This is a genomic window from Microcystis viridis FACHB-1342 (genome assembly GCF_014698335.1).
Taxonomy (GTDB): Bacteria; Cyanobacteriota; Cyanobacteriia; order Cyanobacteriales; family Microcystaceae; genus Microcystis; species Microcystis ichthyoblabe_A.
Genome location: NZ_JACJSV010000004.1, coordinates 91880 through 117795, shown reverse-complemented (window position 1 = coordinate 117795; position 25916 = coordinate 91880). Strand labels below are relative to the sequence as shown.

General features: G+C 41.5%; 21 protein-coding genes. 4 read left to right on the top strand and 17 right to left on the bottom strand.

What is annotated here, in order from left to right:
• Positions 1–66 precede the first annotated feature (66 nt).
• The 3 genes from H6G40_RS02865 to H6G40_RS02855 all read right to left on the bottom strand — a co-directional run bounded on the left by H6G40_RS02865 (position 67) and on the right by H6G40_RS02855 (position 3912).
• A complete protein-coding gene (locus H6G40_RS02865) occupies positions 67–564 on the bottom strand; it encodes a restriction endonuclease (protein WP_242028701.1) in 498 nt (165 codons plus the stop codon).
• 151 nt (positions 565–715) lie between these two features.
• A complete protein-coding gene (locus tag H6G40_RS02860) occupies positions 716–3454 on the bottom strand; it encodes a KGGVGR-motif variant AAA ATPase (RefSeq protein WP_002736152.1) in 2739 nt (912 codons plus the stop codon).
• Positions 3451–3912 (bottom strand): hypothetical protein, encoded by a 462-nt coding sequence (locus tag H6G40_RS02855; RefSeq protein ID WP_256094077.1) that lies wholly within the window; start codon positions 3910–3912, stop codon positions 3451–3453. Before H6G40_RS02855 ends, H6G40_RS02860 begins: the two co-directional genes overlap by 4 nt.
• 178 nt (positions 3913–4090) lie before the next feature.
• Between H6G40_RS02855 and H6G40_RS02850 the strand changes: the two genes are divergently transcribed.
• The gene (locus H6G40_RS02850) at positions 4091–4984 is read left to right on the top strand and encodes a DNA adenine methylase (protein WP_002736931.1); all 894 of its coding nucleotides are present in this window, start codon (positions 4091–4093) and stop codon (positions 4982–4984) included.
• Between the two features lie 9 nt (positions 4985–4993).
• On the opposite strand, the gene H6G40_RS02845 is transcribed toward H6G40_RS02850, so the two are convergent.
• The 6 genes from H6G40_RS02845 to H6G40_RS02825 form a co-directional block, all read right to left on the bottom strand.
• Positions 4994–5821: a hypothetical protein gene (locus tag H6G40_RS02845; RefSeq protein WP_002735872.1), complete on the bottom strand. Its 828-nt coding sequence runs from the start codon at positions 5819–5821 to the stop codon at positions 4994–4996.
• Positions 5802–6062 (bottom strand): helix-turn-helix domain-containing protein, encoded by a 261-nt coding sequence (locus H6G40_RS23020; RefSeq protein WP_036386251.1) that lies wholly within the window; start codon positions 6060–6062, stop codon positions 5802–5804. Before H6G40_RS23020 ends, H6G40_RS02845 begins: the two co-directional genes overlap by 20 nt.
• A gap of 113 nt (positions 6063–6175) precedes the next feature.
• Positions 6176–8182, bottom strand: coding sequence for a transketolase (gene tkt, locus H6G40_RS02840; protein ID WP_002736729.1), 2007 nt, complete (start codon positions 8180–8182; stop codon positions 6176–6178).
• 82 nt (positions 8183–8264) lie between these two features.
• Positions 8265–9515 (bottom strand): beta-ketoacyl-ACP synthase II, encoded by a 1251-nt coding sequence (fabF, locus tag H6G40_RS02835; protein ID WP_002754493.1) that lies wholly within the window; start codon positions 9513–9515, stop codon positions 8265–8267.
• A 70-nt stretch (positions 9516–9585) separates the two neighbouring features.
• Complete coding sequence (gene acpP, locus H6G40_RS02830) at positions 9586–9834, bottom strand: acyl carrier protein (RefSeq protein ID WP_002735195.1); 249 nt, start codon at positions 9832–9834, stop codon at positions 9586–9588.
• A gap of 450 nt (positions 9835–10284) precedes the next feature.
• On the bottom strand, positions 10285–11004 hold the full coding sequence (locus tag H6G40_RS02825; protein WP_002737675.1) for a biliverdin-producing heme oxygenase: 720 nt from the start codon (positions 11002–11004) through the stop codon (positions 10285–10287).
• 510 nt (positions 11005–11514) lie between these two features.
• Here H6G40_RS02825 and H6G40_RS02820 point away from each other — a divergent pair.
• Positions 11515–12255 (top strand): response regulator transcription factor, encoded by a 741-nt coding sequence (locus H6G40_RS02820; RefSeq protein ID WP_002736267.1) that lies wholly within the window; start codon positions 11515–11517, stop codon positions 12253–12255.
• 711 nt (positions 12256–12966) lie between these two features.
• On the opposite strand, the gene H6G40_RS02815 is transcribed toward H6G40_RS02820, so the two are convergent.
• Positions 12967–13134: a hypothetical protein gene (locus H6G40_RS02815; protein WP_002736451.1), complete on the bottom strand. Its 168-nt coding sequence runs from the start codon at positions 13132–13134 to the stop codon at positions 12967–12969.
• Positions 13135–13195: 61 nt separating this feature from the next.
• Positions 13196–14359: an LptF/LptG family permease gene (locus H6G40_RS02810; protein WP_004162378.1), complete on the bottom strand. Its 1164-nt coding sequence runs from the start codon at positions 14357–14359 to the stop codon at positions 13196–13198.
• Positions 14360–14566: 207 nt separating this feature from the next.
• Between H6G40_RS02810 and H6G40_RS02805 the strand changes: the two genes are divergently transcribed.
• Together H6G40_RS02805 and H6G40_RS02800 are read left to right on the top strand one after the other, a co-directional pair.
• Positions 14567–15619 carry a dipeptide epimerase gene (locus H6G40_RS02805; protein WP_069475258.1) on the top strand — a complete coding sequence of 351 codons (1053 nt, stop codon included), beginning with the start codon at positions 14567–14569 and terminating at the stop codon, positions 15617–15619.
• On the top strand, positions 15612–16670 hold the full coding sequence (locus H6G40_RS02800; protein WP_190537253.1) for an N-acetyltransferase DgcN family protein: 1059 nt from the start codon (positions 15612–15614) through the stop codon (positions 16668–16670). Before H6G40_RS02805 ends, H6G40_RS02800 begins: the two co-directional genes overlap by 8 nt.
• Positions 16671–16908: 238 nt before the next feature.
• On the opposite strand, the gene H6G40_RS02795 is transcribed toward H6G40_RS02800, so the two are convergent.
• From H6G40_RS02795 to H6G40_RS02770, 6 genes are all read right to left on the bottom strand, one after another.
• The gene (locus H6G40_RS02795) at positions 16909–17055 is read right to left on the bottom strand and encodes a hypothetical protein (protein ID WP_184891194.1); all 147 of its coding nucleotides are present in this window, start codon (positions 17053–17055) and stop codon (positions 16909–16911) included.
• Between the two features lie 150 nt (positions 17056–17205).
• Positions 17206–19284: a tetratricopeptide repeat protein gene (locus H6G40_RS02790; protein WP_422613692.1), complete on the bottom strand. Its 2079-nt coding sequence runs from the start codon at positions 19282–19284 to the stop codon at positions 17206–17208.
• A gap of 646 nt (positions 19285–19930) precedes the next feature.
• A complete protein-coding gene (locus H6G40_RS02785) occupies positions 19931–21367 on the bottom strand; it encodes a hypothetical protein (RefSeq protein WP_069475276.1) in 1437 nt (478 codons plus the stop codon).
• A 375-nt stretch (positions 21368–21742) separates the two neighbouring features.
• The gene (locus tag H6G40_RS02780) at positions 21743–21982 is read right to left on the bottom strand and encodes a hypothetical protein (protein WP_069475261.1); all 240 of its coding nucleotides are present in this window, start codon (positions 21980–21982) and stop codon (positions 21743–21745) included.
• 107 nt (positions 21983–22089) lie between these two features.
• On the bottom strand, positions 22090–23895 hold the full coding sequence (locus H6G40_RS02775; RefSeq protein ID WP_069475262.1) for an aspartate kinase: 1806 nt from the start codon (positions 23893–23895) through the stop codon (positions 22090–22092).
• Positions 23896–24281: 386 nt separating this feature from the next.
• Positions 24282–25850, bottom strand: a complete 1569-nt coding sequence (locus tag H6G40_RS02770) for a bifunctional ADP-dependent NAD(P)H-hydrate dehydratase/NAD(P)H-hydrate epimerase (RefSeq protein WP_069475263.1) — start codon at positions 25848–25850, stop codon at positions 24282–24284.
• Positions 25851–25916 lie beyond the last annotated feature (66 nt).

The window sequence follows — 25916 nt, the reverse complement described above, 5'->3', positions numbered from 1 at the left end:
TGAAATTACAGTTGTGATCCTGGCATTTCTGGCGAGAACACTTGATGTTATTGGTTTGATTTGCTGTTAAATCTTTACTCCTGACAACGTACATTTTAAAAGGGCTTCTTCTTGATTATTAATATTAATTTTGCTTAAAAATATTTGCTCTTTTGGTGTGGGGTTCCAAACAAATAGTCCCGTTTCTAAATTGGTCTGAAAAAAAGCATTGGCAAGAGATGTAATCACTAAATCAAAATCTGTTTCAATATATTGATCTTTGTGAATATTGAGGCTTGTTGAAGGTATTCCTATCAATTTAGACCTTTGTTCTGCCGCTTTGTCTCCTAAGGTTCTTGATCTCATACATTTGACTTCAATAAAAGGTCTGATACATCCCTGAAGACGGAAACTACCTTTTTTGGCTAACTTACATTCAGCAGAGTATTTCTTGGCGTTTTTTTGATTGATAATAGGGTTCTTCGTTACTTGGTATGGTTCGATCAGGGGGCAGAAATCGGCTAAATCCTTATCTGGCAAGGGACTTAATTGATTAGCTCGTTCTAGATTGAAAACAATTGGCAAAAATCGCAGCCATGTCTTTCTATATAAGGGTTTCACCCCTTATAACTCCCGTCCATTGCATAACACAAACTGAAGAACCGATAATAGCTACGTCTGTTGTGAAAAGCTGATAACAATCAATCATATAGTCATTGCCAAAAAGCTCGAACCATTAAAAATTTGATTTCCCCAAAACTTTGCGCTTTAAAGCTAGAACACGAGGACGCGCACCTTGACTAGAAAATCCTAACCCTTCACGGAATATTTCGGGCATATAATAACGAACTGCATCTTCTTTATCCTTGTCCTCATAAATTACTCCCATTTGCTCAAGAACATTGACTTGAGTGCCATCCAGATTAAACTGTTCTAGAGAAAAAGGAATTTTTCTATCACTATATTTATGTAAACTTTCTTCTACCCAGCTTTTAAATATAGGATATTCTTCCTCAGACTCTCTAACTTTTTCTCGACTACAGGGTTCAAGCGCTCGTCGAATCGCTTGGGGAGGTAACAGTCTAGTATTCGACCATTTAGAAAATTGTATTTCTTCTTTTTTTTCTACAGTAATATTAGCAGCATGGTACAAAAATCTCACAATATCCCTCGCTTGCAGTCTTCCATTAAAATCGGTTAAAGCTGCAAAAATCCAATTGTCTGACTTAGCTTCCCTTGCATTATCTGCTCCTAATTTTTTGCCCCAAAGTAATTCTAATTTTTCTTTTAAATCTTCAATTGAACAGCCGACTAAATCCTGAGAGTTAGCATTAATAACCGATGATTGTATGCAGAGCCAATAGGAAAGTTTAAGAAACGATTCTAGATTCCAAGATAGATCATAATTACGATATAAGTTTTCAAATTGTTGCGAGTTTTGTGTGATTGTATATCTCAAGAAATCTCGACGCAGAAAGACAATCAATCCGAGATTAGATTGCCGAATTTCTGATAATTTATTCGGTAAATTATCGATCAAGGCTTTCAAGGCTTTTCGTTCACGGTTATCATTGGCAACATTAGGAAAAGCATCTTCTAATCCATCAAATAAAAATATAATCTTCGAGTTTTTTTGTTGAAGGTATTCATGCAGTTTATGTAATTGACAATTTTCAGGATTATAACCTAAAACTCTCGAAATTTCTTTGATCCAAAAATTTGTCCAATCAACCTCATTCCAATCCTGATTTGATAGCGACTGCGTAATTCTGTCTTTTAAATCCGATGAGAAAAATTGATAATCATTATTAAGAAAATTATTAACATTTTGCCGTGCTTGCTCAAGAATATTTTTGGCCTGATCATTTAAATTTTGTGATTGCAGTAAAGGAAATATTAAACCGAGATTTTCTAGGGAATTTTCTTGATTTTGAGGATCAACTTTATTTAAAAAATTTTCCCAAGACTGTAGGCGAGATAGCTGAATATAATTAAAGGTTTTTCCCGCACCTTTAGCACCAATTGAGATAACATTAGGTAGTTTATCTTGAAAATTACGAGCGAGATTTTTCAATGGCTCGGTAATGAGCAAATCTTCCCCTTGTCCCTTTTCTGCATAAATATATTTATTGCAAGTATCCCTGAGTTTTTTCACATCATCTAAGGAGTTATCTGAAGGTGTGGCTGATGCAATGCTATTATTAGATAATTTATCTTCTGCCCATTGTCTTGCCAGTTCCATCAAGGAAGTTGAACTTAATTTGTTTTGAGCTTCTTCCCAATTGTTAACATATAGTAACTCTTGGGCGAAATCAGTTTCTTTAATATCCAGTCTAGCAATATATAAAATCTCATTTTTGGGTTGAACATAAGCCGACTGTAATTGCTCTAAAATATTCTCAAATGCTGATAAATTTCTAACTTCTGGAGTTAAAAAACTAATAATTATCGAAGGATCATAATAATTACCATCCTTTACTTTTAAATCACTGGGAGCTAGTAAGCCAATTTTTTCTAAAACCATCCTGACACCTCGCCAAGATTGCTCATTAACTGTTGTTACTAAAAATCTTTGGATTCTAGAGTCAAATAAAATTGGGCTAGAAATTTCACTTAATCCTGCTCTTAAATCAATAAATATATAATCTACTGCTAATTTTTGCCCTAATTGATAAATTGCATCCCCTACTTCCCACGCACCCGATGGATTTCTAGCTAAATTCTCTGGAAGTATAGGAGTATCTAAGAGTTCTTCTTCTTCAATAAAAGCGGGGAGAAAATATAAAGTTGATTTATTTTGCTGTTTGGCAGTTTTCTTAATTTCTTGAGTTACCCAAGAGATTGCCACCTCTAGAGATGGATTAGGATATTGATAAACTTCCAAAAAATTGCTCAAAGATACGGTTGCCTGTTGATTTTCATACCTTTGCCAATAGGTTAACCCCGGTGCCTCTAAATCTGAGTCAATAACTAAAATTTTAATTGGTTTATTTATCTCTTTTGCTCTTGCTAAGAGAGCAAGAATATAAGCGGCTAAATGTAGGGTTCTTCCCACACCACCTTTAAAAGAATAAAAAGCAATAATTTCTGGCTTATCTTGATAAGCATTGGGTAAAAAATTATCCGATTGCTCTGAATCTGTATTTTCTTTTAAATAAGCGACTTCCTGCCAAAAAGGTCGAATCGATGGAGAAAAATAAGAACTATTATCTATTAAAATAAATTCTACAGGAATAGAAGCATTATCAATATCTAGCTGAATAATTTGTTCTGATTCTTGATACCAATCTCCGAACCATTCTTTTAATATTGAGTTAGCTTTTGGTTGATCATCTTGATTTTGAATACCAATCTCTAAAGCACTACTAAAACAACTAATTTTAACAATACCATCAGGTAAGTCATTTCCGTTAGCGGTTTCGCGAGCAATTTTTCTTTTAATATCAAACCAAGTTAGTAATGTCCGTCTTCTCATAGTCCCTGCAACTCCTGTTCAATCCAACGTAATATATCTAACAATTTTTTTTCTAATTCACCATCCTTGATATTTTCACAGCATCCCCCATATCGCCACATTTGATTAATTTTACCGGAAGAAAGCTCTCTCTCTTGATTATTTTTTAAAGGTTTCATACTTAATTGTGAGGGAAGTTTTAGTTTTTCTCCCGCAGCTAGTTTGTCTAGTAACTTATTTATATCATGCCGCACTTCAAGTAATTCTCGACAAGAATCGGTGCAATCTTTACTTTGTCTTTTCAGTAAAACCGCTTTGAGACCACATTCAACCGAGTAAAATAGCAATAAACGATGAGCGTTAGTTCTGGTTTCGACCTTTGCCGCTCGTTGATTTTCTCTCCATGCTTTTTGTAGTTCTCTGTCTGTAAAAGGAATCACCCAGTCAACCCTTTGCACGATAGGGTTAGATCCTAGCACAAAAAAACCCGCTGGCGCGGGCTTTTTCCACAAAACCAAAGTTTTAATTAACCTAACAACGCTTTTGCCTTCGCTACCACGTTATCCACGGTAAAACCGAACTTCTCTGACATTCCTAGATAAAATATCGTAATTTTGTTAAAATAATCTCAAAGAAAAGCCTCTAAAATCAAAGGTAATGTCCAAAATCGCTAAAAAACTTAGTAATTCTCCTTTTCGTTATCCTGGCGGTAAATTTTATGCCCGTAAGCTAATCTTAGCTTGTCTTCCTAGTCACCATAAGTATTGTGAACCCTTTGCGGGGGGAGCATCTATATTCTTTGCTAAGGAAAGTGTAGCAGAGAATATTCTCAATGACAAAGATGAGGAATTAATGAACTGTTATCGACATATCAAAGATCATCTTGATAGTCTAATTGAATTATTAAAAGATCTAAACGCTACCAAAGAATTACACAATTATTATAAAAATGAATTTCAACCAGCCAATGACCTAGAAAGAGCCATGCGTTGGTATTATCTAAATAGAACTTCCTACTCAGGAATTATGAAACTTGAAAATTGTTATTGGGGCTATGGTGATAAGTATTCTATGCGTCCTGAAAACTGGCCTTCTCACCTAAAAACCACTTCGGAAAAACTGCAAAATGTCAATTTATCTTGTTTAGATTTTGAAGATTTAATCAATCAATTACCCGATGATTACTTTTTATTTGTCGATCCTCCTTACTTTCAAGCAGATCAAAATAAATTCTATTCCTGCTTCTTCAGTCTAGAAGATCATGAAAGGTTATGTAAGACGTTGAAAAAACATCAACATCGATTTAAATTTCTTTTGACTTATGATAATTGCTCCGAAATTAGAGAAATGTATGATTGGTGTATTTCTTTACAAGATAATGAATGGAATTACACTATTAATCGAACTGATGATCAAAAAAATGGTTTAAAATTAGAACATGGTTATCAGAGTGAAAGACGCAAGGGCAAGGAGGTATTTATTGCTAATTATGATCTTCAGAAACCTGCAAGATTTACACCTCTACAATTAAGTTTATTCGATGTATCTTGATTCCTAATTTTAATCAAGTAAATCCTCTATTTTTTCTATCGGTAGCCATGGTTGTAGAGGTTCAGCCGTATTAACATCAAAGAAAATTTTGGGATAATTAGGGATGAAATTACAGTTGTTATCGTGGCATTTCTGGCGAGAACAATTGATATTATTGGTTTGATTTGCTGTTAAATCTTTACTTCTGGCAACGTACATTTTTAAAAGGGCTTCTTCTTGATTATTAATATTAATTTTGCTTAAAAATATTTGCTCTTTTGGTGTGGGCTTCCAAACAAATAGTCCCGTTTCTAAATTGGTCTGAAAAAAAGCATTGGCAAGAGATGTAATCACTAAATCAAAATCTGTTTCAATATATTGATCTTTGTGAATATTTAGGCTTGTTGAAGGTATTCCTATCAATTTAGACCTTTGTTCTGCTGCTTTGTCTCCTAAGGTTCTTGATCTCATACATTTGACTTCAATAAAAGGTCTGATACCTCCCTGAAGACGGAAACTACCTTTTTTGGCTAACTTACATTCAGCAGAGTATTTTTTGGCGTTTTTTTGATTGATAATAGCTACATCTATATCGTGAGAACCAGCTTGAGGATTTAAGCGAGGATTAGTAACTAAATAATTATTTGCGAGTATTTTTGACAGTTCATCTTGTACAGTGAACTCAAAAAACTTGCCACGAATCATAGGAATAACTTTTGGATCATTGAGAACTTCTGTAATATATTTGATATTCAAACTATAACTCTTACAAAAACTTTCTATTTTTTCAAACCATTCCCATTCAAGCTCGTTATCATGCAAAAACTGCTCAAGCAATTTAATCAAATCTTCTGACATCATCAGTATTTACATCGGAATTTATAGACATAGTGTTAAAAAGCTCCGAAAGACTTATGTTTAATGCTCTACATAAAGAAATCAAGCATAGTAAAGAAGGATTCCTTTTACCACGTTCAAGAAGACTGATGTAAGTTCTATCCAAATTGGCCGCTTCGGCCAACCTTTCTTGGGATAAACCCTTTTGAATGCGAGCATTATGTAAACATCTGCCAAATTGAGCTAAATTGTCCTTTGCCATGCTTCGATTAAACTGCCTGACGTGACCCCTAGTCCACTGACTGACAGTCACAATAGAAAAACAAAAAAATGAGCCAGATTTTTCTGACTCATTACAGCTAAGATTTCAGGTAATTAACCTAACAACGCTTTTGCCTTCGCTACCACGTTATTCACGGTAAAACCGAACTTCTCTAGAATCACACCTCCTGGAGCAGAAGCGCCGAAGGTATCAACCCCCAACACATCCCCCTCATCGGTGATGTAGCGATGCCAACCCATAGTTGAACCCGCTTCCACCGCGAGACGTTTTTTCACTGCTTTCGGCAATACCGATTCTTTGTATTCTGCCGATTGTTCCTCGAATAGCTCCCAACAGGGCATAGAAACGACGCGAGCTTTAATTCCTGCTTCTTTTAACACCGCAGCCGCTTTATCGCAGAGATACAACTCGCCCCCCGTACCGATGAGAATGACATCGGGAGTACCTTCACAATCGGTGATAATATAAGCACCTTTAGCCACACCCGCAAGGGAAGTTCCCGCTAAATTGGGCAGATTTTGACGGGATAATGCTAGTAACGTCGGGCGCTTAGTTTCGCTCACCGCTACTTTATAAGCACCGGAAGTTTCCGTACCATCTCCCGGACGCATGACTAACAGGTTAGGAATAGCGCGCAGAGAAGCAACGTGTTCCACGGGTTGGTGAGTCGGTCCATCTTCCCCTAAGGCAATGGAATCGTGAGTCATTACCCAGATGACGCGGGTTTCTGACAATGCCGATAAACGGATAGAATTCCGCATATAGTCGGTGAAAATCAGGAAAGTCGCCCCGTAGGGAATCAATCCCGTGTTATGGAGAGCAATACCGTTACAAATCGCCCCCATCGCGTGTTCCCGCACACCAAAATGGACGTTACGCTCCTGATAACTGCCTTTTTGGAAATTACCAAAATGCTCTAATTCGGTGTAGTTAGAGTGGGTTAAATCCGCCGAACCACCGATTAAACCGGGTAAAACCCCCGCAAGGGCATTTAAGCAGATTTCCGAGTGTTTACGACTAGCCAGGGCCTTATCTTCGGGTTTATAAACCGGTAAAGCTTGCTCCCAACCTTCCGGCAGTTGACCGGTGGTTAACTGCTCAAATAAAGCCGCTTCTGCGGGATATTTAGCCTGATATTCGTTAAATAACTTATTCCAGTCCGTTTCTGCCGTCGTTCCCTTGTCCACTGCTTGCCGGAAACGATTTAACACCTCATCGGGAACCACAAACGGCTCGTATTGCCAACCTAACGCTTTCCGGGTTAACTCGATTTCTGTTGCTCCCAAAGCTGCCCCGTGAACATCGGCGGTATTAGACTTATTGGGGGAACCATAACCGATGGTGGTGGTGATTTTAATCATCGAGGGTTTATCGGTGACAGCTTTGGCAGCCGCGATCGCATTGGCAATGGCATCTAAATCGGTGTTACCATTCTCGACGTGCTGAACGTGCCAACCGTAGGCTTCAAAACGCTTGCTCACGTCTTCGGTAAAAGCGATATCGGTGGAACCATCGATCGAGATATGGTTATCATCATAGAGAGCGATTAACTTGCCTAAACCCCAGTGACCGGCTAAAGAACAAGCTTCCCCGGAAATCCCCTCCATATTGCAACCATCACCCAAAATGACATAGGTGTAATGGTCGATAATTTTGGCATCCGGTTTATTGAAACGGGCCGCTAAATGGGCCTCTGCTAAGGCCAAACCCACACCATTGGCAATCCCTTGACCCAGAGGACCGGTGGTCACTTCCACCCCTTCCGTGACGAAATTTTCGGGGTGGCCGGGGGTTTTCGATTTCCACTGCCGGAATTGTTTAATTTCCTCTAGGGGAACGCTATCGTATCCCGTCAGGTACATCAAAGCGTACTGCAGCATACAACCGTGACCGGCGGAGAGAACAAAACGATCGCGATTGACCCATTGGGGGTTTTTCGGGTTAAAACGCAGGAATTGATCCCAGAGGACAAAGGCCATGGGAGCGGCTCCCATGGGCAGTCCGGGGTGTCCCGATTTAGCTTTTTCTACGGCATCCACCGCTAAAAAACGTACCGCATTAATACAAAGTTCTTCGAGGGATTGGGAGACTACAACCATAATGTTTTTTAGAATGAACTACAAAAATAAGACCAGGTTAAAGAGGGAGCCACTCACAGATTACTCTTTCAGGGGCATCGACTCAAGCATATTTTCTAAAAGCTAAGGTGACGTTATGGCCACCAAATCCAAAGGAGTTGGAAAGGGCAGCGTTAACTATCTGCTGACGACTTTCGTAGGGGACGTAATCAAGATCACAATCGGGGTCAGGATTGTCCAGGTTGAGCGTCGGGGGAATCCGATCATTAGCGATCGCCATTACCGTGGCCACGGCTTCAATACCGCCAGAACCGCCTAAAAGGTGGCCTGTCATCGATTTGGTGGAACTGACGGGGATTTGGTAGGCCGATTCTCCTAAAGCTTTTTTAATCGCCTTGGTTTCCGTGGGATCATTGGCCCCTGTACTGGTGCCGTGGGCGTTGATATAGCTAATTTCCGCCGGAGTCAAACCGGCATCTTTGATCGCTAATTCGATCGCTCTGGTGGCCCCACGACCGTCGGGAACCGGTGCCGTCATGTGATAGGCATCGCAAGTCAGACCATAACCGATCATTTCGGCGTAAATCCGCGCCCCACGGGCCAAGGCCGTTTCTAATTCCTCTATAATCAGGATTCCTGCCCCTTCCCCCATGACAAAACCATCCCGATCCTTGTCAAAGGGACGACTGGCCCGGGTGGGGTCATCGTTGCGGGTGGACAGGGCCTTAGCGGAGGCAAAACCAGCCAATCCTAGGGGAGTAACGGCGGCTTCCGTCCCACCGCAGATCATCGCTTTGGCCGAACCCCTTTGTACTAGACGAAAAGCATCCCCGATGGCATTGGAACCAGCAGCACAAGCGGTCACGGTACAGTTACTCGGTCCCTTGGCTCCCGTATGGATAGCGGTTAAACCGGCGGCCATATTGGCAATCATCATCGGGATCATGAAAGGACTACACCGGCCCGGACCTTTTGTCAAGTAAATTTCCTGTTGATCCTCCAGCACTTTTATACCACCTACGCCCGTACCGATTAGTACACCTATATCATCGGCATTGAGAGCGTCGATAACTAATCGCGAATCTTGCAGTGCTTGCAAACTGGCGGCGACGGCAAATTGAGCGAAACGGTCCATGCGCTTTGCCTCTTTGCGATCCACATATTCGTGGGGGTCAAAACCCCGCACTTCCCCAGCAATGCGACAAGCGTGACGGGAGGCATCAAAGTGGGTAATTAAACCAATGCCACTTTTGCCGTTGATTAAGCCTGTCCAATAGTCTGCTAGATTATTGCCGAGGGGAGTGATCGCACCCATCCCCGTGATGACAACCCTTTTTAATGGCAATTCTGTCATGTTTGTTCAAAAATAAGGGCAGATTTTGCCCCAGATATTTAATCCTAAATTGTCAATTCTCCCGCAATAATTAGGCGGTTGCTCTCCGGCCAATATAATCGGCAGCTTTGCCCACAGTGTCAATTTGTTCGGCATCTTCGTCGGGAATTTCAATATCAAATTCTTCCTCTAAAGCCATCACTAACTCGACCACATCAAGGGAATCCGCTTTCAGATCATCAGCAAAGCTTGCTTGGGGGGTAACTGTACCCGGATCCTCTACTTCTAATTGTTCCACAACAACTTTTTTAACTCGATCGAAAATGTCTGCTTTACTCATGGATGTCAATTTTTATCCGCTGGTTTACCAGACTCTAGCCCCTAGGGTCTGGGGAAATGGGGCGGTGTTACCATTTCCAGCAATAAATTTCGGTTAGCTTTTTCACTGACCATTTTTCATCTTACTGGAAGTTGTTCCCCTCTTGATGAAGTTTTTTCGCGATCATCAGGGAAATTGGGGTGTAGGGTGTGGGGTGTAGGGTGTGGGGTAGTGGGGTGTGGGGTGTAGGGTGTGGGGTAGTGGGGTGTGGGGTGTAGGGTGTAGGGTGTGGGGAGAATAAATAAAAATAATCTCCTGTCTCCTGACTACTGACTACTGACTACTGACTACTGACTCCTGCCTCCTGAATAAAAAGCAAAAATATAACGGATAACTCTGAAATTAAGATAATAATCATGGCTGACCATCACCCAAATTTTAGAATTTCCGTTTTTTTGGTTTTCTTGACTACTATTCGGCGGTAGCCAATCCAGTTTCGGTGCTGCCGGTGCTGCGACGACGGGTGAGAGTATTAAAGAGCATAATTCCGATCGCTTTGATTAGATTACCTTCCAACTCTTGGAACATTTTCATGTTCATGCCAAAAGCGGCGTTAGCTTCGGTGACAATGCGATCGGCCATGGCTTGATCTACTGGTAACTCGTCGAGGGTTTGACGATAGTGGTTTTTATAGGCTTTTTCGTCGGTAATATCTTTGAAATCATAGAAAGCTGTGCCACCAGTTTCCAGATTCATCGCTTTTTCGGCGATTTTTTTCAAGATTTGCCCCCCGGACAGATCGCCGAGATAACGGGTATAGGAATGAGCGACTAATAATTCGGGTTCTGTTGTGGCGATTTCCCGAATCCGGTCAACGTAGGCCTGACCTGCGGGAGATAAAGCGATCTCGTTGCGCCAATTTGGACCATAATAAAAATATAAATCCTGTTCTAGCGCATTTTTGCGATTGAGTTCAGGAAAACAGATTTTAGAAACGACGGGATGACTACGAAGTTTTTCCATCTCCTCTTCCATGGCCGAATAGACGAAGTAGAGGTTAGCCACCAGTTTGCGATAGGAAGTTTTTTCCACCACACCTTTGAGAAAACACTTGACAAAACCGACGTTTTCTGCCATGGTGTGAGATTTTTTCGTGCCTTCTCGCAGCTGAGTTGATAAATTAACGCTCATATTATGATCACCTGTTGGGATGAGTAGAATGGATCGGGTTCGTTACAGATGCTTACTAAAACCGCCTATTTTGGTAGATTAAACTGAATCGATCGCTAATTTTATTAAGAATTTTTACAGTGCCGCCGGGGGAGCTTAGGGGGAAAAGTTAGCTCTAGCAGGACTTAACCGTCGGTTGAAACTGGTATTGAGCCAGATGGCGAAATTGTAAAGATTAGTGAAAAACTGCTGCCTAGGTCATCTTGGGGAGAGAGAGGCTAGGACATAGCACTAATATCGATTATCGAGCAACATTCTTCACACTTCTTATTAATTCTTAACATTCAGGAGACTTAGATCAGCAAAATTTCACAAATTAAAACCGAATTTAGCAATCATGCTTATAATCAGTACAGGATTCTTTATGTTGTGCTAAACTCAAGCCCTTGAGAGACAAAGCCCTAGTTGCGATGTCAGCGAGAACACATTTAGCAACCCCCTACCCAAACCCTTAGTCATAACACTCTGGTAATGCCCCGAATACTTGTAATCGATGATGATCCTGCGATCGCGGAATTAGTCTCCATCAACTTGGAGATGGCGGGTTATGACGTTAACCCCGCAGAGGACGGGATTAAAGGCCAGGCCTTGGCCGTCCAGTTACAACCCGATTTAATCATGCTGGATTTAATGTTGCCCAAAGTCGATGGTTTTACTGTCTGTCAGCGTTTGCGACGAGATGAACGCACGTCAGACATCCCGATTTTGATGCTGACAGCCTTAGGACAAACCCAAGATAAAGTGGAAGGTTTTAACGCGGGTGCCGATGATTACCTGACCAAACCTTTCGAGGTGGAGGAAATGTTAGCTAGGGTACGCGCTCTCCTGAGACGCACCGATCGCATTCCCCAAGCCGCTAAACACTCAGAAATACTCAGTTTTGGGCCTTTAACCCTGGTTCCCGAACGTTTTGAGGCGGTCTGGTTTGAAGGTGTGGTCAAGTTAACCCATCTAGAATTCGAGTTACTCCACTGTCTTCTCCAGCGTCACGGTCAGACCGTTTCCCCCAGTGATATTCTCAAGGAAGTCTGGGGATACGATCCCGATGATGATATCGAGACTATTCGCGTTCACATTCGCCATCTGAGAACGAAACTAGAACCCGATCCCCGCCACCCTCGCTATATTAAAACCGTTTACGGTGCGGGTTATTGTCTGGAGTTACCCACCAATGAACAGGTGGTGCTTGATTCATCGGCGGCAACAGTTTAAACGGGGAGCGATTGTCTAAATAGGCAATAGGGACTATTGTTTCCTCGCTCCTCCTCCTCTTCAGATTGAGAAGGTTGACCGGCGGTTAGGTTTTGATGGCTATGGCTGCGGCCTCTTTGTGACCCTGACGATAACAAGGGGAAAACACCCCTAGCAAGTCAGGACAATGGCGGGAGTAATTACTGGTTGAATTTAGTATCAGCAGAAGTCTCTCGCTTTTAGCCATGGGACGGCGCTTTTAAACGGGAGAATTACTTCGCCTTAGGGTTCCCCTCATGAATGCTGAATATATGGGGTTTGCTGAAAAAGTCGCTCAAAGAATTATGCTATTGAGTGCCAATAAGTAGGGCTTGCTGAATAAATCTAAAAACCTTGTTGGATAAGGCTTTTAGACTTTTTTGACCTCAAAAAGTGCCGACCATTGGAGGGATCGGGGGTAAAATTCAGGTACTTTTTCCCTGAAAATTAGGTAACTGACTACCTCAAAATCGGTAAAACCCCACACCCCACACCCCACACCCCACACCCTGCCCCCACCAACAAACTTTTTCAGCAGACCCTAAGTAGGGAGACGCAATTATTTGTAGGATAGGTTAGCGGTAGCGTAACCCATGCAGGCCGAGTGCCGATTACAATAACGATAGACTCCTATTATCTCTTTTAGCCAATTGTGGGGAGAAGGCGAGGGGAAAACTCGCCTATTTTCAGGGTTTATTGACCTTCCCGACCGATTTGACGCTCGATAGTTTCGATAGCGGCATTTAATCCCGCTAGACGGGTTTCGAGGTCGTCGCGCATCCATTTGAGGAATGTTAATTTACGCTCTTGACATTCTTGGCGGGAAGTGCTGCCACAAGTGTTGAAGAAAAAGGGAAACATAGATCTAAGGGGTCTGCTATAACTCTACGTCTCCTATCTTGACGAAAATTTTCAAAAAAGTCTAACCGTTAAGTCGCCATAATAACCACAGACCTAAACCAAAACCGAAAAAGTTAGGCAGCCAGGCAGCTAGGAAGGGGGAGAGGGTGGCGGTTAGTCCCAAGCTGCCGACAAGGAAGTTTAAAAGATAATAGAGGAAAACAATGGCGACACTGAGACCGAAACTGGTTCCCCGACTGATTCTTTGCGGTAGAGAACCCAAGGCACAGCCGATGGTAGCAAAGACGATACAGACAAAGGGAAAGGCGATTTTTTGCTGGATTCGCACTTGAAAAAACCTGACTCTTTTCTCATCGCCACTGAGTTTGAGCAGTTGCACATATTCGATCGCCTGTGGTATGTTCATCTCGTAGGGATCGCGGCTTTGACGAGCAAAATCGAAAGCAGAGCGAGATAAAGCGATTTTTTCGGTTTTAAAGGGGATAACTTGGCTATAGGAGGCGTTAGGGGGGGTTAATTCATAGATAATGCCGTTAAAAAAGTCCCAGACGTTATCGACGGCATTCCAACGGGCCGAATCGGCGATAATAATTTGATTTAATTCTTGTTTTAGCCAACGGATAACGGTGACAGTTTTCATTTTTTCGCCGTCAAATTGTTCGGCATAAAATAAACTTCTTAAATTGCGATTAATCGTACCATTTTCTAGGGTTTTTATTTCATAATCGGGATAATAAAAATCTTTATTTTTCCAAAAACTTGCTTCTTTATTAATTTTCTGCACTAAAATTTCTGTGGCTCGATAATTAGCATTAGGAACCACATATTCGTTTAATAAAAATGTCACCACTGTAACTATTAAACTCAGGCAGAAAGTGGGTATAAAAAGACGGTAAAGAGTGACTCCACAGCTTTGCAGGGCAACGGTTTCGCTATCACTACTTAAACGTCCGTAGGTGATTAAAGTGGCCAGTAAAAGAGAAACTGGCAGGGAATAAGTAACAAATTCTGGCACTTTTAACAGGAGAATTTCTAGGGCCGAGACAAGGGGTAGATTAGCATCAACTACCTGATTAGCTAAATCGGAAAGATTGCCGATCGCTACTCCCAAAGAGGCAAATAAACCAACACTAAATAAAAATGGGGGTAGTAGTTGGCTGATCAGATAGCGATCAATGAGGGCAATACCTCCATTTACCCAGTAAGAAATCTTTTTCTTAATCATTGATTTTGGTTAACTCACTCCTCTTTCATCCCATTTCCTAACCCGCAGCCGTCTTGCCTATCCCTTCGGTTAGCCTATCATATTTTGTCTTTGACGAAAAACACCGCCGGAGGTTGTATGATTGCGGGGAGAGTGGACAGAAGTAAGGATTTGGGTAAGTGTGGATAATTTTTCTGTTCCTATTCCCCGATCATCCCCAGGTGAATTATGCTGCTAAACTGGCAAACTTTTACTATTCATAAACGAGTACCTTTAACGATTAGTCGCGGCACTACCAGCGAAAATACTAATATCTGGCTGCAAATTAGCGAGGAAAATATCGAAGGGTGGGGAGAGGCATCCCCTTTTGATATTACCAGCGAGGAGAAAAAACCCGATAAAATCCTGCAAGAATTAAACTCGATCGCTCCTATTTTACAATCTTTTCACCCCTGTCAACGCCAAGAAATTGAAAAAATTTTATGGCAAAATCAGATATCTTCGGCTACTCGTGCCGCTATTGATACGGCACTGCACGACTGGTTAGGCAAAAAAGCTAATTTACCTCTCTGGCAAATTTTTGGACTCGATCGCTCTTTAATTCCGCCGGTTTCTGTTACTATCGGTTTAAATTCTCCAGAAAATGTGGGGAAGAGGGTGTTAGATTGGCTAGAAATCGGCGATTTTAGCTTATTAAAGGTCAAATTAGGCTCACCGGACGGGATAGAAGCCGATCGAGCTATAATTCTGGCTATTAAAGAAATTGTCCCCCATTTGCCCCTAACTGTCGATGCTAATGGTGGTTGGAGATTTAGCGATGCGGTGAAAATGTGCCAATGGTTAAAGGAAAAAGGCGTTATTTATGTGGAACAACCCCTATCCGTGGGACAAGAACGAGATTTAATTGATTTATACCAAAAATCGCCCCTACCTATTTTCGTCGATGAAAGCTGTTTTTCTAGTCAAGATATCCCGAAACTGGCCGATCGAGTCCACGGCATTAATATTAAACTAATGAAAGCTGGTGGATTAGCGGAAGTGCAGAGAATGATTCATGTTGCCCAAGCTTGCCGACTGCAAATTATGTTCGGATGTTACTCTGACAGCAGTTTAGCCAATACTGCCCTAGCACATCTGGGCCCGCTTGTCAACTATCTTGACCTAGATAGTCATTTAAATTTACGCGATGATCCCTTTACGGGTTTAAGCTTGGAAAGGGGACGTTTACAAACAAATAATTTGCCCGGTTTGGGTGTTAGTTTACGGATAAAAGATGACTAATTATTTGACTCCTGACAAGAAAGTAGCGATTCTTCTCCACGAAGGAATCAAAGGAACTCGCGGCAAAACTGGGTTAAGTTATCTGCGTTACGCGAAAGCGCAGGTAGTGGCGATTATTGACGCAGAAAGTGCCGGCAGCGCCTTAAAAGAAGTGGCTGGAATCGATCGCCCCTTGCCGATTGTTGCTAGTGTTAGGGAAGCTCTAACCTATCATCCCGATACCCTGTTAATTGGCATCGCACCCTCAGGAGGCATTTTACCCCCCGATTGGCTAGAAGAAATCAAAGAGGCGGTAAATGCGGGTTTATCCCTCGTTAATGGTCTCCATACACCCCTAAAACCCCTTTTTCCTCAGCTTAAACCAGATCAATGGATTTGGGATATCCGTCTGGAACCCCAAGGCTTAAAAATTGGGCAAGCGCGGGCGAAAAATTTAACCTGTCAGCGTATTCTAACGGTAGGGACGGATATGAGTGTGGGCAAAATGTCCACTAGCATCGAATTACACCGATTTGCCCAAGAAAAAGGGCTAAAATCGCAATTTTTAGCCACTGGACAGGGGGGAATTATGATCGCGGGAAAAGGTGTACCCTTGGATGCAGTGCGCGTCGATTATGCTGCTGGTGCGATCGAGGCTTTGGTGTTAGAATCAGCAGAAAATAATGATATTCTGTTTATTGAGGGTCAAGGCTCCCTATTACACCCTGGATCCACTGCTACCTTGCCTTTAATGCGTGGCAGTCAACCAACGGGGTTAATTCTCGTCCATCGCGCTGGACAAATTCATATCAAAGATCTACCCGATATTCCCATCCCTCCCCTAACGGAAGTGATTAAACTCTGCGAAATGACTGCCAGCGCTGGGGGAAGTTTCGGGGAGGTGAAGGTAAAGGGGATTAGTTTAAATACTTTTCATCTTAGTCCGCAGGCGGCAGTTAAAGCTATAGAAACTGTGCGGGAGGAAACGGGGTTATTTTGTACCGATGTTGTCCGTTTTGGCGCTCAAGGGTTATTATCAGTGATCAGTAATCAGTGGTTAATTCAATCATAGTCAATGATAGGTGATGGGTTACGAATAAATCTAGATGTTGTCAAATTTTCTCTTGACAAAGGCGACTTGACATGATACTATATTCATAATGGAAAATCCGTGCGCCTACAGACCCTATTTTCCAACAGTCTTAACTATGATTTATGTGATTATGTGATTGACTATGATTCGTTCATTCAATCAATCTTCATCTCTAATCCACTCTTAACTAGCTCCCTAGTCATAGTCCATCAGATGATTACATCAACCACTGTCGATGGTGGTGGGTTACTGGACTAGGTAATAGGTGTAGGGGTAATTCATGAATTACCCCTACAATAACGTTTGTCTGGATGTTGTTAAATTTTCTCTTGACAAAGGCGACTTGACATGATACTATATTCATAATGGAGAATCCGTGCGCCTACAGACCCTCTTTTCCAACGCTCTTAACTATGATTGGTTTATTCAATCAATCTTCATCTCTAATCCACTCTTAACTAGCTCCCTAGTCATAGTTCATCATTCAACATTCCAATCACAGTTAAGACTGTTTTCAGGGATGAGGGGGTTTTGGTTTCAACATCTCCACCACCTCATCGGGAAACCGTTGTCTTAATTCTGCTTCGGGTAATTGGGATAACATCCTCAGATAATTCTGATAAAAGGTTTGGGTATGGGGATGATTTTCCCCTAATGCTTGGGTAGCAATATTAATCGCTTCTAGATAGAGAGGTTCCGCTTCTGTGTACCTGCCTTGGGATTCGTACAATGCTGCTAAATTGTTGAGGGAAGTTGCCACAAGGGGATGATTGTCTCCTAAGAGTCGTTTTAACAAATCTAATGCTTCTAGAAAGAGAGGTTCTGCTTCTGTGTACCTGCCTTGGGAATAGTATAATGCTGCTAAATTGTTGAGGGAAGTTGCCACATCGGGATGATTGTCTCCTAAGAGTCTTTTTCTCAAATCTAATGCTTCTAGATAGAGAGGTTCTGCTTCTGTGTACCTGCCTTGGGATTGGTACAATAGTGCTAAATTGTTGAGGGAAGTTGCCACATCGGGATGATTTTCTCCTAAGAGTCGTTTTCTCAAATCTAAAGCTTCTAGATAGAGAGGTTCCGCTTCTTTGTACCTGCCTTGGAATTCGTACAATCCTGCTAAATTGTTGAGGGAAGTTGCCACATCGGGATGATTTTCTCCTAAGAGTCGTTTATGCAAATCTAATGCTTCTAGATGGAGAGGTTCCGCTTCTTTGTACCTGCCTTGGGAACGGTACAATCCTGCTAAATTGTTGAGGGAAGTTGCCACATCGGGATGATTTTCTCCTAAGAGTCGTTTATGCAAATCTAATGCTTCTAGATGGAGAGGTTCCGCTTCTTTGTACCTGCCTTGGAATTCGTACAATCCTGCTAAATTGTTGAGGGAAGCTGCCACATCGGGATGATTTTCTCCTAAGTGGGTTCGAGTTGCGGTTAAACAAGCTTGATAGTAGGGTTCTGCAGCAGCATACAATCCTTGTCCTTCATAATAACGAGCTAAACCTGTATAGGACCAAAATAAATCCTCATCAGCGATATATTGGGGATATTCCTTGACAGATGCTTGCAGATGGGGAATGAAAGGTGTAAATTCTTCAACTTTTTTCAGAGTCGGATTCTGGGGCATTTCCGCCGATTTATTCGCCATAATAATACAATAACGGCGTTTTGCGGGTTCTGCGTGGGATGATGCTTCTAACTTATCCCGAAAATAGCGACGCAGCAGGGTATGAATTTCATACCAACCATCACCCGTATCCTTAACCAAACTCAGATGGACTAAACTATCGGTTAACCATTCCTCCACTGTATCCCCATCCTCATCGGGAAATAAATCCAGAATCATCCCCTTGGGAAAGGGCGCAAGAGCGAATAAACTGAGGTAAAGTGCCAAAATTTGGGCTTCTGGTTCGCTGTTCAACTCCTCCCAACTGAGATTAAAGGCAGCTTTCACCCCTCTTTCCCCAGTCATTTCTGTATCAAACTTGGGATTTTTGGCTAAGATTGGCTCATCTAAGCCTTTTTCGGCTAATTTCTGCCGTATTTTGCTAATTTTCCAATCCTGTCGCTGTTTTAGCAGCCTTGCCACCAATTCTAACCCCAAAGGTAAATAACCTAAATCCTGACAAAGTTCTTTAGCTTGTTCTAACTCGGCATCAATGCGTTCATTTCCTAGATAAATTTCTAATAATTTTAATCCCTCTTCTGCTGTTAACAGGCCTAGGTTTATTGTATGTATTGCTTGTGATAAATAGTGAAAGCGAGTTGTAATTAATACCTTAAAGCGTTTATCTTGTTTTGGTGGTAAGTAAGGCTGAATTTGTTCATAATCTCGTACATCATCAAAGATTATCAATACATCTCCTTCTATCCAATGTTGCCAACAGTAGCGGACTCGTTCCGTCAATGTGCCTTGATCTGGTAGCATTAACTTAAGATATTGACTCGCAAAGTCAACAATCTGAATCCCTGGGTCATTATTGAGGGCATTTAACCAACATATTCCCCCTAAAAAAGTTTTATTATCCCACTCTCTCCAAGCATACTGTAACGCTAATTCTGTTTTTCCAACTCCCCCCATCCCACTTAAAGCAATCATTGTATATTGATTATCTTCATTTAAAAAGTCATGAATTTGTTGTAATTCCCTTTCTCTACCAATAAATTCCCTACTCCCACGATTCGGTAAATTATGATTAGATAAAACATTGATTTTATCACCAACTACATTGTCACCGTTACCATAAAAACCATGACCCGAAAATACGTTGAAAATATTAAGAGTATCTTCTGTGAGGAACAACCGCAACGAAAACCAAGAGTTTAAATCGGGCATAACTCGAATTGCTGTACTATGAAATGGACGAGACATCCACCAGATTTGTCTTAGATTAAATTGGGCTAAATTCTCTCGATTAAAATTAATTACCCGTAAAGCTTCCACCAAGGGAATTTCTTTGACGAAGGCTGTTTCAAACCCACTAATAGAAACCACACCTGATGCTATATTTTCTAATTCTTTAAAAAGAAAATTAAACACAACAGAAGGGTTTTCCAAAAGAGGCAATTTAATTTCATGAAAAGGGATTTCTTTTTCTTTAAATTGATTCCGCAATTCTCTAATTACTTTTTGACGGGAAAACTCCGAAGAAAATTCGACCCGTGCTAAACTTCTGGAACACCTTTGACTCCACAATAACAACCGTGCTATAGTATCGGCAATACTTCCCGGAATTAATTCAGATTTATTTGCTTGATGTACCACCAGGAACACCTCCTTGAGAAGAAAAAGGAATAATATTTTGAGAATTTAAAATATCTACGACCAAAGGATGCACCCCAAAACACCGTTCACCGTTACCTTTATCTAGTTCTTGAATCGCCCGATCATTTAGTAAAGCATATAATATTTCATTAGGAATTTGTGCTTTTTTATCCCCGTCGTAAATTCGCTTTAAAAGTGCAGCTTTATCGTCATAACTAACGTGATCAATGTCAAAATTACTATCCCCTAAACGACGTTCGTATTCTGTTCTTAAATTGCTAATAGCAATGTTAACAGCATCGGCATCAATCGTTTTTTTATTATCTAGAATTGCCGTATCTGAGGCATAATTTACTAAATAAAAAATATCCCTAATATTGCCTCCAGAAGCTACAATAATACGTTCTATCTGTCCCTGCTCAAATAAGTCAGAATTAACTCGTACTTCTAATACTTTTCTCACAGCACTTCGTCCTTGTTGATTGGGAGAGTGATTTTGTTGTTGATGAAAAACAGCCGTATCTGGAATGATCAGACTATTTTCAGGGAGAAAAGCTAGACGAATCGCTGGAGATGAATTATACAATGCAATTGGTAAATTAAAAATAAGATGAATATTTAAGTCTTTAAAAATATTAGAGTATTTAATAAATAAATCTGTAATTCTTTCCGTTGGAATACCTGCTTTATCAAAATCTTCACCGATTATTAACCATTGACGTTTTTCTTTTTCTTGCAATTTTTGATTACAATCATCAAGGAGTTGATTGGCAACGAAAATTAAATCATTAAATCGACGAATGCGATATTCTACTACTTTTTTTTCTCTGGTTGAAGCAAAGCGTAATTCACCCTTAAGAGAAGCAAAAAGTCCTAACATTTGCGACCAAAGAGAATCCCCTTTAATACCTCCTCCTGCTTCTATTGTAACTTTGCTTTCTCTAGTTTCTTTATGGGTAATTTCTTCTTGATTAAACCAATTCAAGAGATTTTGTAAATTTTCTTCCCTTGGTCTTTGAGCAATTGCAACCGTTTGTTCGACAATTTCAATTACCATCAACAAAACAACATCAAGGGGATTAAAATTAAGAGGATCAAGATCACTTAGAATACTAAATCGAATAGCACGAAATTTATTGTCAATCTCAGCATCATTAATTAAGCGGGTTAATTCTGTTGATTTACCTACCCCTGGATGTCCCATTAAACAAGCTTTATAATAGTCTTTAGCTTCTAAGGCTCGTTCTAATCCTAGTTTGAGACGTTTGATTTTATCCCCACCTCTAACCTCATTCATTTCCTGTCGATAAAAAGCATCAATTTCTCTCTGGGTTGTCAGGGGGGAGGGAGATAAGGTTAAATGGATTTCTTTGAGAGAAGTGGCTGCTTGAAAACGAGTGAGAGAGAAGTTTTCCATAAAAATTGGCTCTTCTAGGTTCTGTGTGAGCATGGTATAATGATAACACAGAACGGGAGGTGGGTTATGTGGATAAATGACTCTTCTCGACTTTGTGTGATAATTTTTGCTTATGGAATCGCAAAATGTTTACCGGACAAGACTTTTAAGACTATTTTGACGTTCGGCGAAGCTCGGTCGAGCTGCAGAAGAAACTATCAGTATAGATCTCGTTTCCACACAGAAACCGGAAGAGCCAAAATTTAGCATTCAAAAGTTGAATAGATGGTATTTATTAATTCTAAACTGCTATTACTTTAATTTCTTCTAGCTTTGCTTAAAATTGCTAATTTTCCTCTTGATCAGCAGTAAGCTAGTTCGCATTTAAAGTTCTAGTTAAGATAAGGGAACAGGGAACAGGTCAAAACAAATATCAAATTTAGACGCATAACAGCTTATCCACCAACTCAGCAAAAAATGCGGCGTTGCTGAATGACAGTAAAATTTTTCCATATTTTCAATAAACTTACCTGTTTGTTGCCAAACTTTCTCTCCCACTTTTTCACCAGTTTTCTCTAACGCTTTAGTGGCAATAATCGAACCAACTGCGATCGCTGCTCCTGTAAGAGGGTCCATAGATAAAATAGGGGTGATGAGGGTTAACTTACTTAACTGGTTTTTGGGGGGTTAAGTTGCCAACAATTAAACAACTCTTACCCCCATCATAGAACTTGTAATTTCATTTAGGCGGGTACTTCAATTTTACCCTGTCCGGCCAATCCAAAAGCCGCGTGAACCACTTGTAGGGCCCTGACTCCATCTTCCTGATTCACCACACAACTGATTTTTATATCAGAAGTAGCAATCATCAAAATATTAATTTTCTCCTTTGCTAAAGCTTCAAAAAAGCGTGCTGCTACCCCCGGTTGTCCTTCCATTCCCGAACCAACAATGCTCACTTTGGCCACATCATTATTAACCACCACTTCCTGTAAACCCAAACTTTCCGATAGTTCTAAGAGGATTTTTTGGGCTAAATTAGCATCAGCTTGGGGTAAAGTAAAAGCGATATCCCGTCGGGGAATACCATCGACAATGCGACAGCGTTGGGATTGAATAATCATATCAACACTGACATTTTTTGCCGCTAAAACCGAGAAAATTCTCGCTGCCATCCCGGGGCGATCGGGGACGTTACGAATGGCCATTTGGGCCTGATTATTATCTAGGGCCACTCCCCGTACTGGGACTAAATTTTTAGGGATTTCGCAATGAGCAACTTTAGCAGAATACTCCACTTGAAAAGCATCACAAAGGACTTTAATTGCTTTTTCTCCGTCCGCTTCATCGATGACACAACTGACTTTTACTTCAGAAGTGGAGATCATTTCGATATTAATTGCCGCTGCGGCCAAAGTGCTAAATATTTGGGCAGCAATTCCCGGCCGGCCGATCATACCGGCGCCGGTAATGGCGATTTTAGCGGCCCCGGATTCGATGATCACTTCCGCTTCCTCTGTATTAGTGGGATGGGAACGTAAAACTGGTGCGATCGCTTCGGCCACGGATTGGGCTTTTTTCAAGGCATTTCCCATCACCGTAAAGGCGATATCGTTGCTGTCACCCTCGTGAATCGATTGAATAATTAAATCCACGTCCACCTGTTGATGGGCAATTTCCCCGAATAAACGGGCAGCGATACCGGGACGATCCGGAACCCTTAAAAGGGCGATTTTCGCCTGATTACCCTCAAATTCCACCGCATCCACTGCTTTTGTCAATTCCAATCCTTGCAGGGTGCGCGGTTTCGGTGCCGGGGATGTCACCCAAGTACCCGGATCCTCTGTCCAACTGGAGCGGACAACCAAGGGAACCCCGAAGTTTTTAGCGATTTCCACCGCTCGCGGGTGGAGAACTTTCGCCCCTAAACTGGCTAATTCGAGCATCTCATCGCAGGTGATTTGGTCTAAAAGACGCGCTTCGGGGACTAAACGGGGGTCAGTGGTGAGAATACCGGGTACATCGGTGTAAATTTCGCAAAAATCGGCTTTTAAGGCGGCTGCTAGGGCCACGGCCGAGGTATCGGAACCACCGCGCCCTAGGGTGGTAATCTCTAATTGATCGCTATCGCTAACACCTTGAAAACCGGCGACCACAACTACTTTACCCTCCGATAGATGACGGGAAAGGCGATCGGTTTTAATTTCTAAAATACGGGCCCGACTATGTTCGGATTCCGTGACAATTCCCACTTGAGCGCCGGTTAGGGAGATGGCCGGTTGTCCGATTTCCTCTAGGGCCATACTCATCAAGGCGATCGTTACCTGTTCCCCCGTGGATAATAACATATCCATCTCCCGGCGCGAGGGTTCGGCGGCGATTTGTTTGGCTAAATTGACCAATCCATCGGTGGTTTTACCCATGGCAGAAACGACCACCACCACGGTGTTTCCTGCTATTACCGTATTTTTGACCCGTTGAGCGACCGATTGAATGCGTTCCACGGAACCTACCGATGTACCACCGTATTTTTGGACAATTACAGCCATAGTTGTCAGCGCTAGAGACTTTCTATCTTTGTTCAATCTCCAACTTATCAAAATTCCTTAACGATAAGTGGTTTTGGTTAACATTCCTTATGTTTTATCAAATGCCGACTATCTGAATTAATCTTTAAGGAGGCAGTCCGAGCATTTGTACTAAAATGTCAATACTCAGTTTAAATACAGTACATTTATGCTATTAATAATATTTTGGCTCTCTTAGGTTTGGTGGGTATTATGTATTCTAAGATATAGTCCTGCTGGCGAGTGAATGGAACGAACCACAAAGACACAGAGGACACGAAGATTGATCGCTACTTATTTCTGCGTTTATTGCGTTTATTAGGTGGGTATTATGAAAGATATTTTAATGTTAGATACAGTAATAATTATCAATTCTGATCCCCCCGCCTATCGGCACCCCCCTTATCAAGGGGGGCAGGGGGGATCGAATCTTTAAGAGCAGCAAATAAATAATTAGCTAAAGTTACTCCATCTACTCCTAATTCTGTCCTTTCTTTGGCTGCTAAAATGCCAGCTTGAGCGTGTAAATAAGCCGCTAATGCGGTTGCTTCCGGGGCATTATCCGGCATTTGGGTCAAGAATCCGCCGATTAGTCCTGTTAGGACATCACCGCTACCACCTCGCGCTAGAGCGGAGGTACTTTCGGGGATTATATACATTTTCCCTTCCGGGGAGGCGATTATAGTTCTGGCTCCTTTTAATAAAACAATTGCACCACTTTGTTGAGATGCTTCTTGAGTGATATTAATCCTATCTTGAGAACCTGATAAGTTAGGAAATAAGCGTTTAAATTCTCCCCAATGAGGCGTTAAAATTGTCTTATTCTGGCGAGATGATAATTTTTCTATACCGAATTGAGCCAAAATATTTAAAGCATCGGCATCGAGTATAATCGGTTTATCACTATCTAAAACCTGTTCGATAATAGCAGGATTTTCTGTGGTTAATCCAGGACCACAGGCGAGGACATGATAATTATTTAATTCTAGGGGAAGTTCGGCAATAGCTCCCGTGGCAGTTTCGGGACAATCGATAATTAATGCTTCTGGTAAATGACTAATTAATAAAGATTTAAGGGCAGCAGGAACGGCAATAGAAAGCATTCCCACACCACTACCTCGCGCTCCTAATCCGGTGAGAATTGCCCCCCCCGCATAACGACGAGAACCACAGATAATTAATAAATGTCCCTGCTGATATTTATGGGTAAGTAGAGGACGGGGTAAAGGTAAATAAGGGCGAATTAGATCGGGATTAACCCTTAGAATTGGCTGTGAATCTTGTAAAATTGTTTCTAGGTCAAGGGGACTAATTCCGATATCAATTAACTCCACTTTACCCAGATAGGGTAGGGCTAAATCCTGGAAAAAAGCTCGCTTCCAGAGTCCCAAACAAAAGGTATGAGTGGCTTTAATTGCCGTGCCTAAAACCTCTCCGGTGTCGGTGTGAATTCCCGAAGCAATATCGATACTAATTACCGGTTTTTGCCAACTATTAATTTTATCGACTAATTCGGCAATCTCTCCCGATAAAGTCCTTTCTAAACCAAAACCGAAAAGACCATCGATAATTAACTGACAATCCTCTAAAGATTCTAAAGTTTTCTGAAAAATTAAGCCTAAATGCTTGACATAATTAGCCTGTTGTGCTGTTAAATCCTTGAGTTTGGCGATCGGACAAAAAAGAGATACTTGATAACCAGCGAGATGTAATTCTCTAGCAATCACGAGAGCGTCGCCGCCATTGTGACCAGGGCCAACGATAACGCCGATTTTGGGGAAATTAGCCAAAGAATAGGACTTTTTAAGCTGTTGTGCCGTTAACAGGGCTGCCTTTTCCATCAAAGCGGCCACAGGCATACCGGAGGCAAAAATTGCCCCTTCAATGCGACGCATCTGCTCGCTATTAACCACGTTTAACCGATAATTGTAGCTCATTGCAGGGATAAATTGCCTGTTAACAGGTCTAGATAACTTTTTTGCCGAAAAACTGCCAATTAGCCC

What these genes read in the sequence shown, in the direction of transcription:
- H6G40_RS02860 (WP_002736152.1), bottom strand. Translation starts at nt 3,454, where the DNA reads ATGAGAAGACGGACATTACTAACTTGGTTTGATATTAAAAGAAAAATT.
- H6G40_RS02850 (WP_002736931.1), top strand. Translation starts at nt 4,091, where the DNA reads ATGTCCAAAATCGCTAAAAAACTTAGTAATTCTCCTTTTCGTTATCCT.
- H6G40_RS02845 (WP_002735872.1), bottom strand. Translation starts at nt 5,821, where the DNA reads ATGTCAGAAGATTTGATTAAATTGCTTGAGCAGTTTTTGCATGATAAC.
- H6G40_RS23020 (WP_036386251.1), bottom strand. Translation starts at nt 6,062, where the DNA reads ATGGCAAAGGACAATTTAGCTCAATTTGGCAGATGTTTACATAATGCT.
- tkt (WP_002736729.1), bottom strand. Translation starts at nt 8,182, where the DNA reads ATGGTTGTAGTCTCCCAATCCCTCGAAGAACTTTGTATTAATGCGGTA.
- fabF (WP_002754493.1), bottom strand. Translation starts at nt 9,515, where the DNA reads ATGACAGAATTGCCATTAAAAAGGGTTGTCATCACGGGGATGGGTGCG.
- acpP (WP_002735195.1), bottom strand. Translation starts at nt 9,834, where the DNA reads ATGAGTAAAGCAGACATTTTCGATCGAGTTAAAAAAGTTGTTGTGGAA.
- H6G40_RS02825 (WP_002737675.1), bottom strand. Translation starts at nt 11,004, where the DNA reads ATGAGCGTTAATTTATCAACTCAGCTGCGAGAAGGCACGAAAAAATCT.
- H6G40_RS02820 (WP_002736267.1), top strand. Translation starts at nt 11,515, where the DNA reads ATGCCCCGAATACTTGTAATCGATGATGATCCTGCGATCGCGGAATTA.
- H6G40_RS02815 (WP_002736451.1), bottom strand. Translation starts at nt 13,134, where the DNA reads ATGTTTCCCTTTTTCTTCAACACTTGTGGCAGCACTTCCCGCCAAGAA.
- H6G40_RS02810 (WP_004162378.1), bottom strand. Translation starts at nt 14,359, where the DNA reads ATGATTAAGAAAAAGATTTCTTACTGGGTAAATGGAGGTATTGCCCTC.
- H6G40_RS02805 (WP_069475258.1), top strand. Translation starts at nt 14,567, where the DNA reads ATGCTGCTAAACTGGCAAACTTTTACTATTCATAAACGAGTACCTTTA.
- H6G40_RS02800 (WP_190537253.1), top strand. Translation starts at nt 15,612, where the DNA reads ATGACTAATTATTTGACTCCTGACAAGAAAGTAGCGATTCTTCTCCAC.
- H6G40_RS02795 (WP_184891194.1), bottom strand. Translation starts at nt 17,055, where the DNA reads ATGAATATAGTATCATGTCAAGTCGCCTTTGTCAAGAGAAAATTTAAC.
- H6G40_RS02790 (WP_422613692.1), bottom strand. Translation starts at nt 19,284, where the DNA reads ATGATTGCTTTAAGTGGGATGGGGGGAGTTGGAAAAACAGAATTAGCG.
- H6G40_RS02785 (WP_069475276.1), bottom strand. Translation starts at nt 21,367, where the DNA reads ATGGAAAACTTCTCTCTCACTCGTTTTCAAGCAGCCACTTCTCTCAAA.
- H6G40_RS02780 (WP_069475261.1), bottom strand. Translation starts at nt 21,982, where the DNA reads ATGGACCCTCTTACAGGAGCAGCGATCGCAGTTGGTTCGATTATTGCC.
- H6G40_RS02775 (WP_069475262.1), bottom strand. Translation starts at nt 23,895, where the DNA reads ATGGCTGTAATTGTCCAAAAATACGGTGGTACATCGGTAGGTTCCGTG.
- H6G40_RS02770 (WP_069475263.1), bottom strand. Translation starts at nt 25,850, where the DNA reads ATGAGCTACAATTATCGGTTAAACGTGGTTAATAGCGAGCAGATGCGT.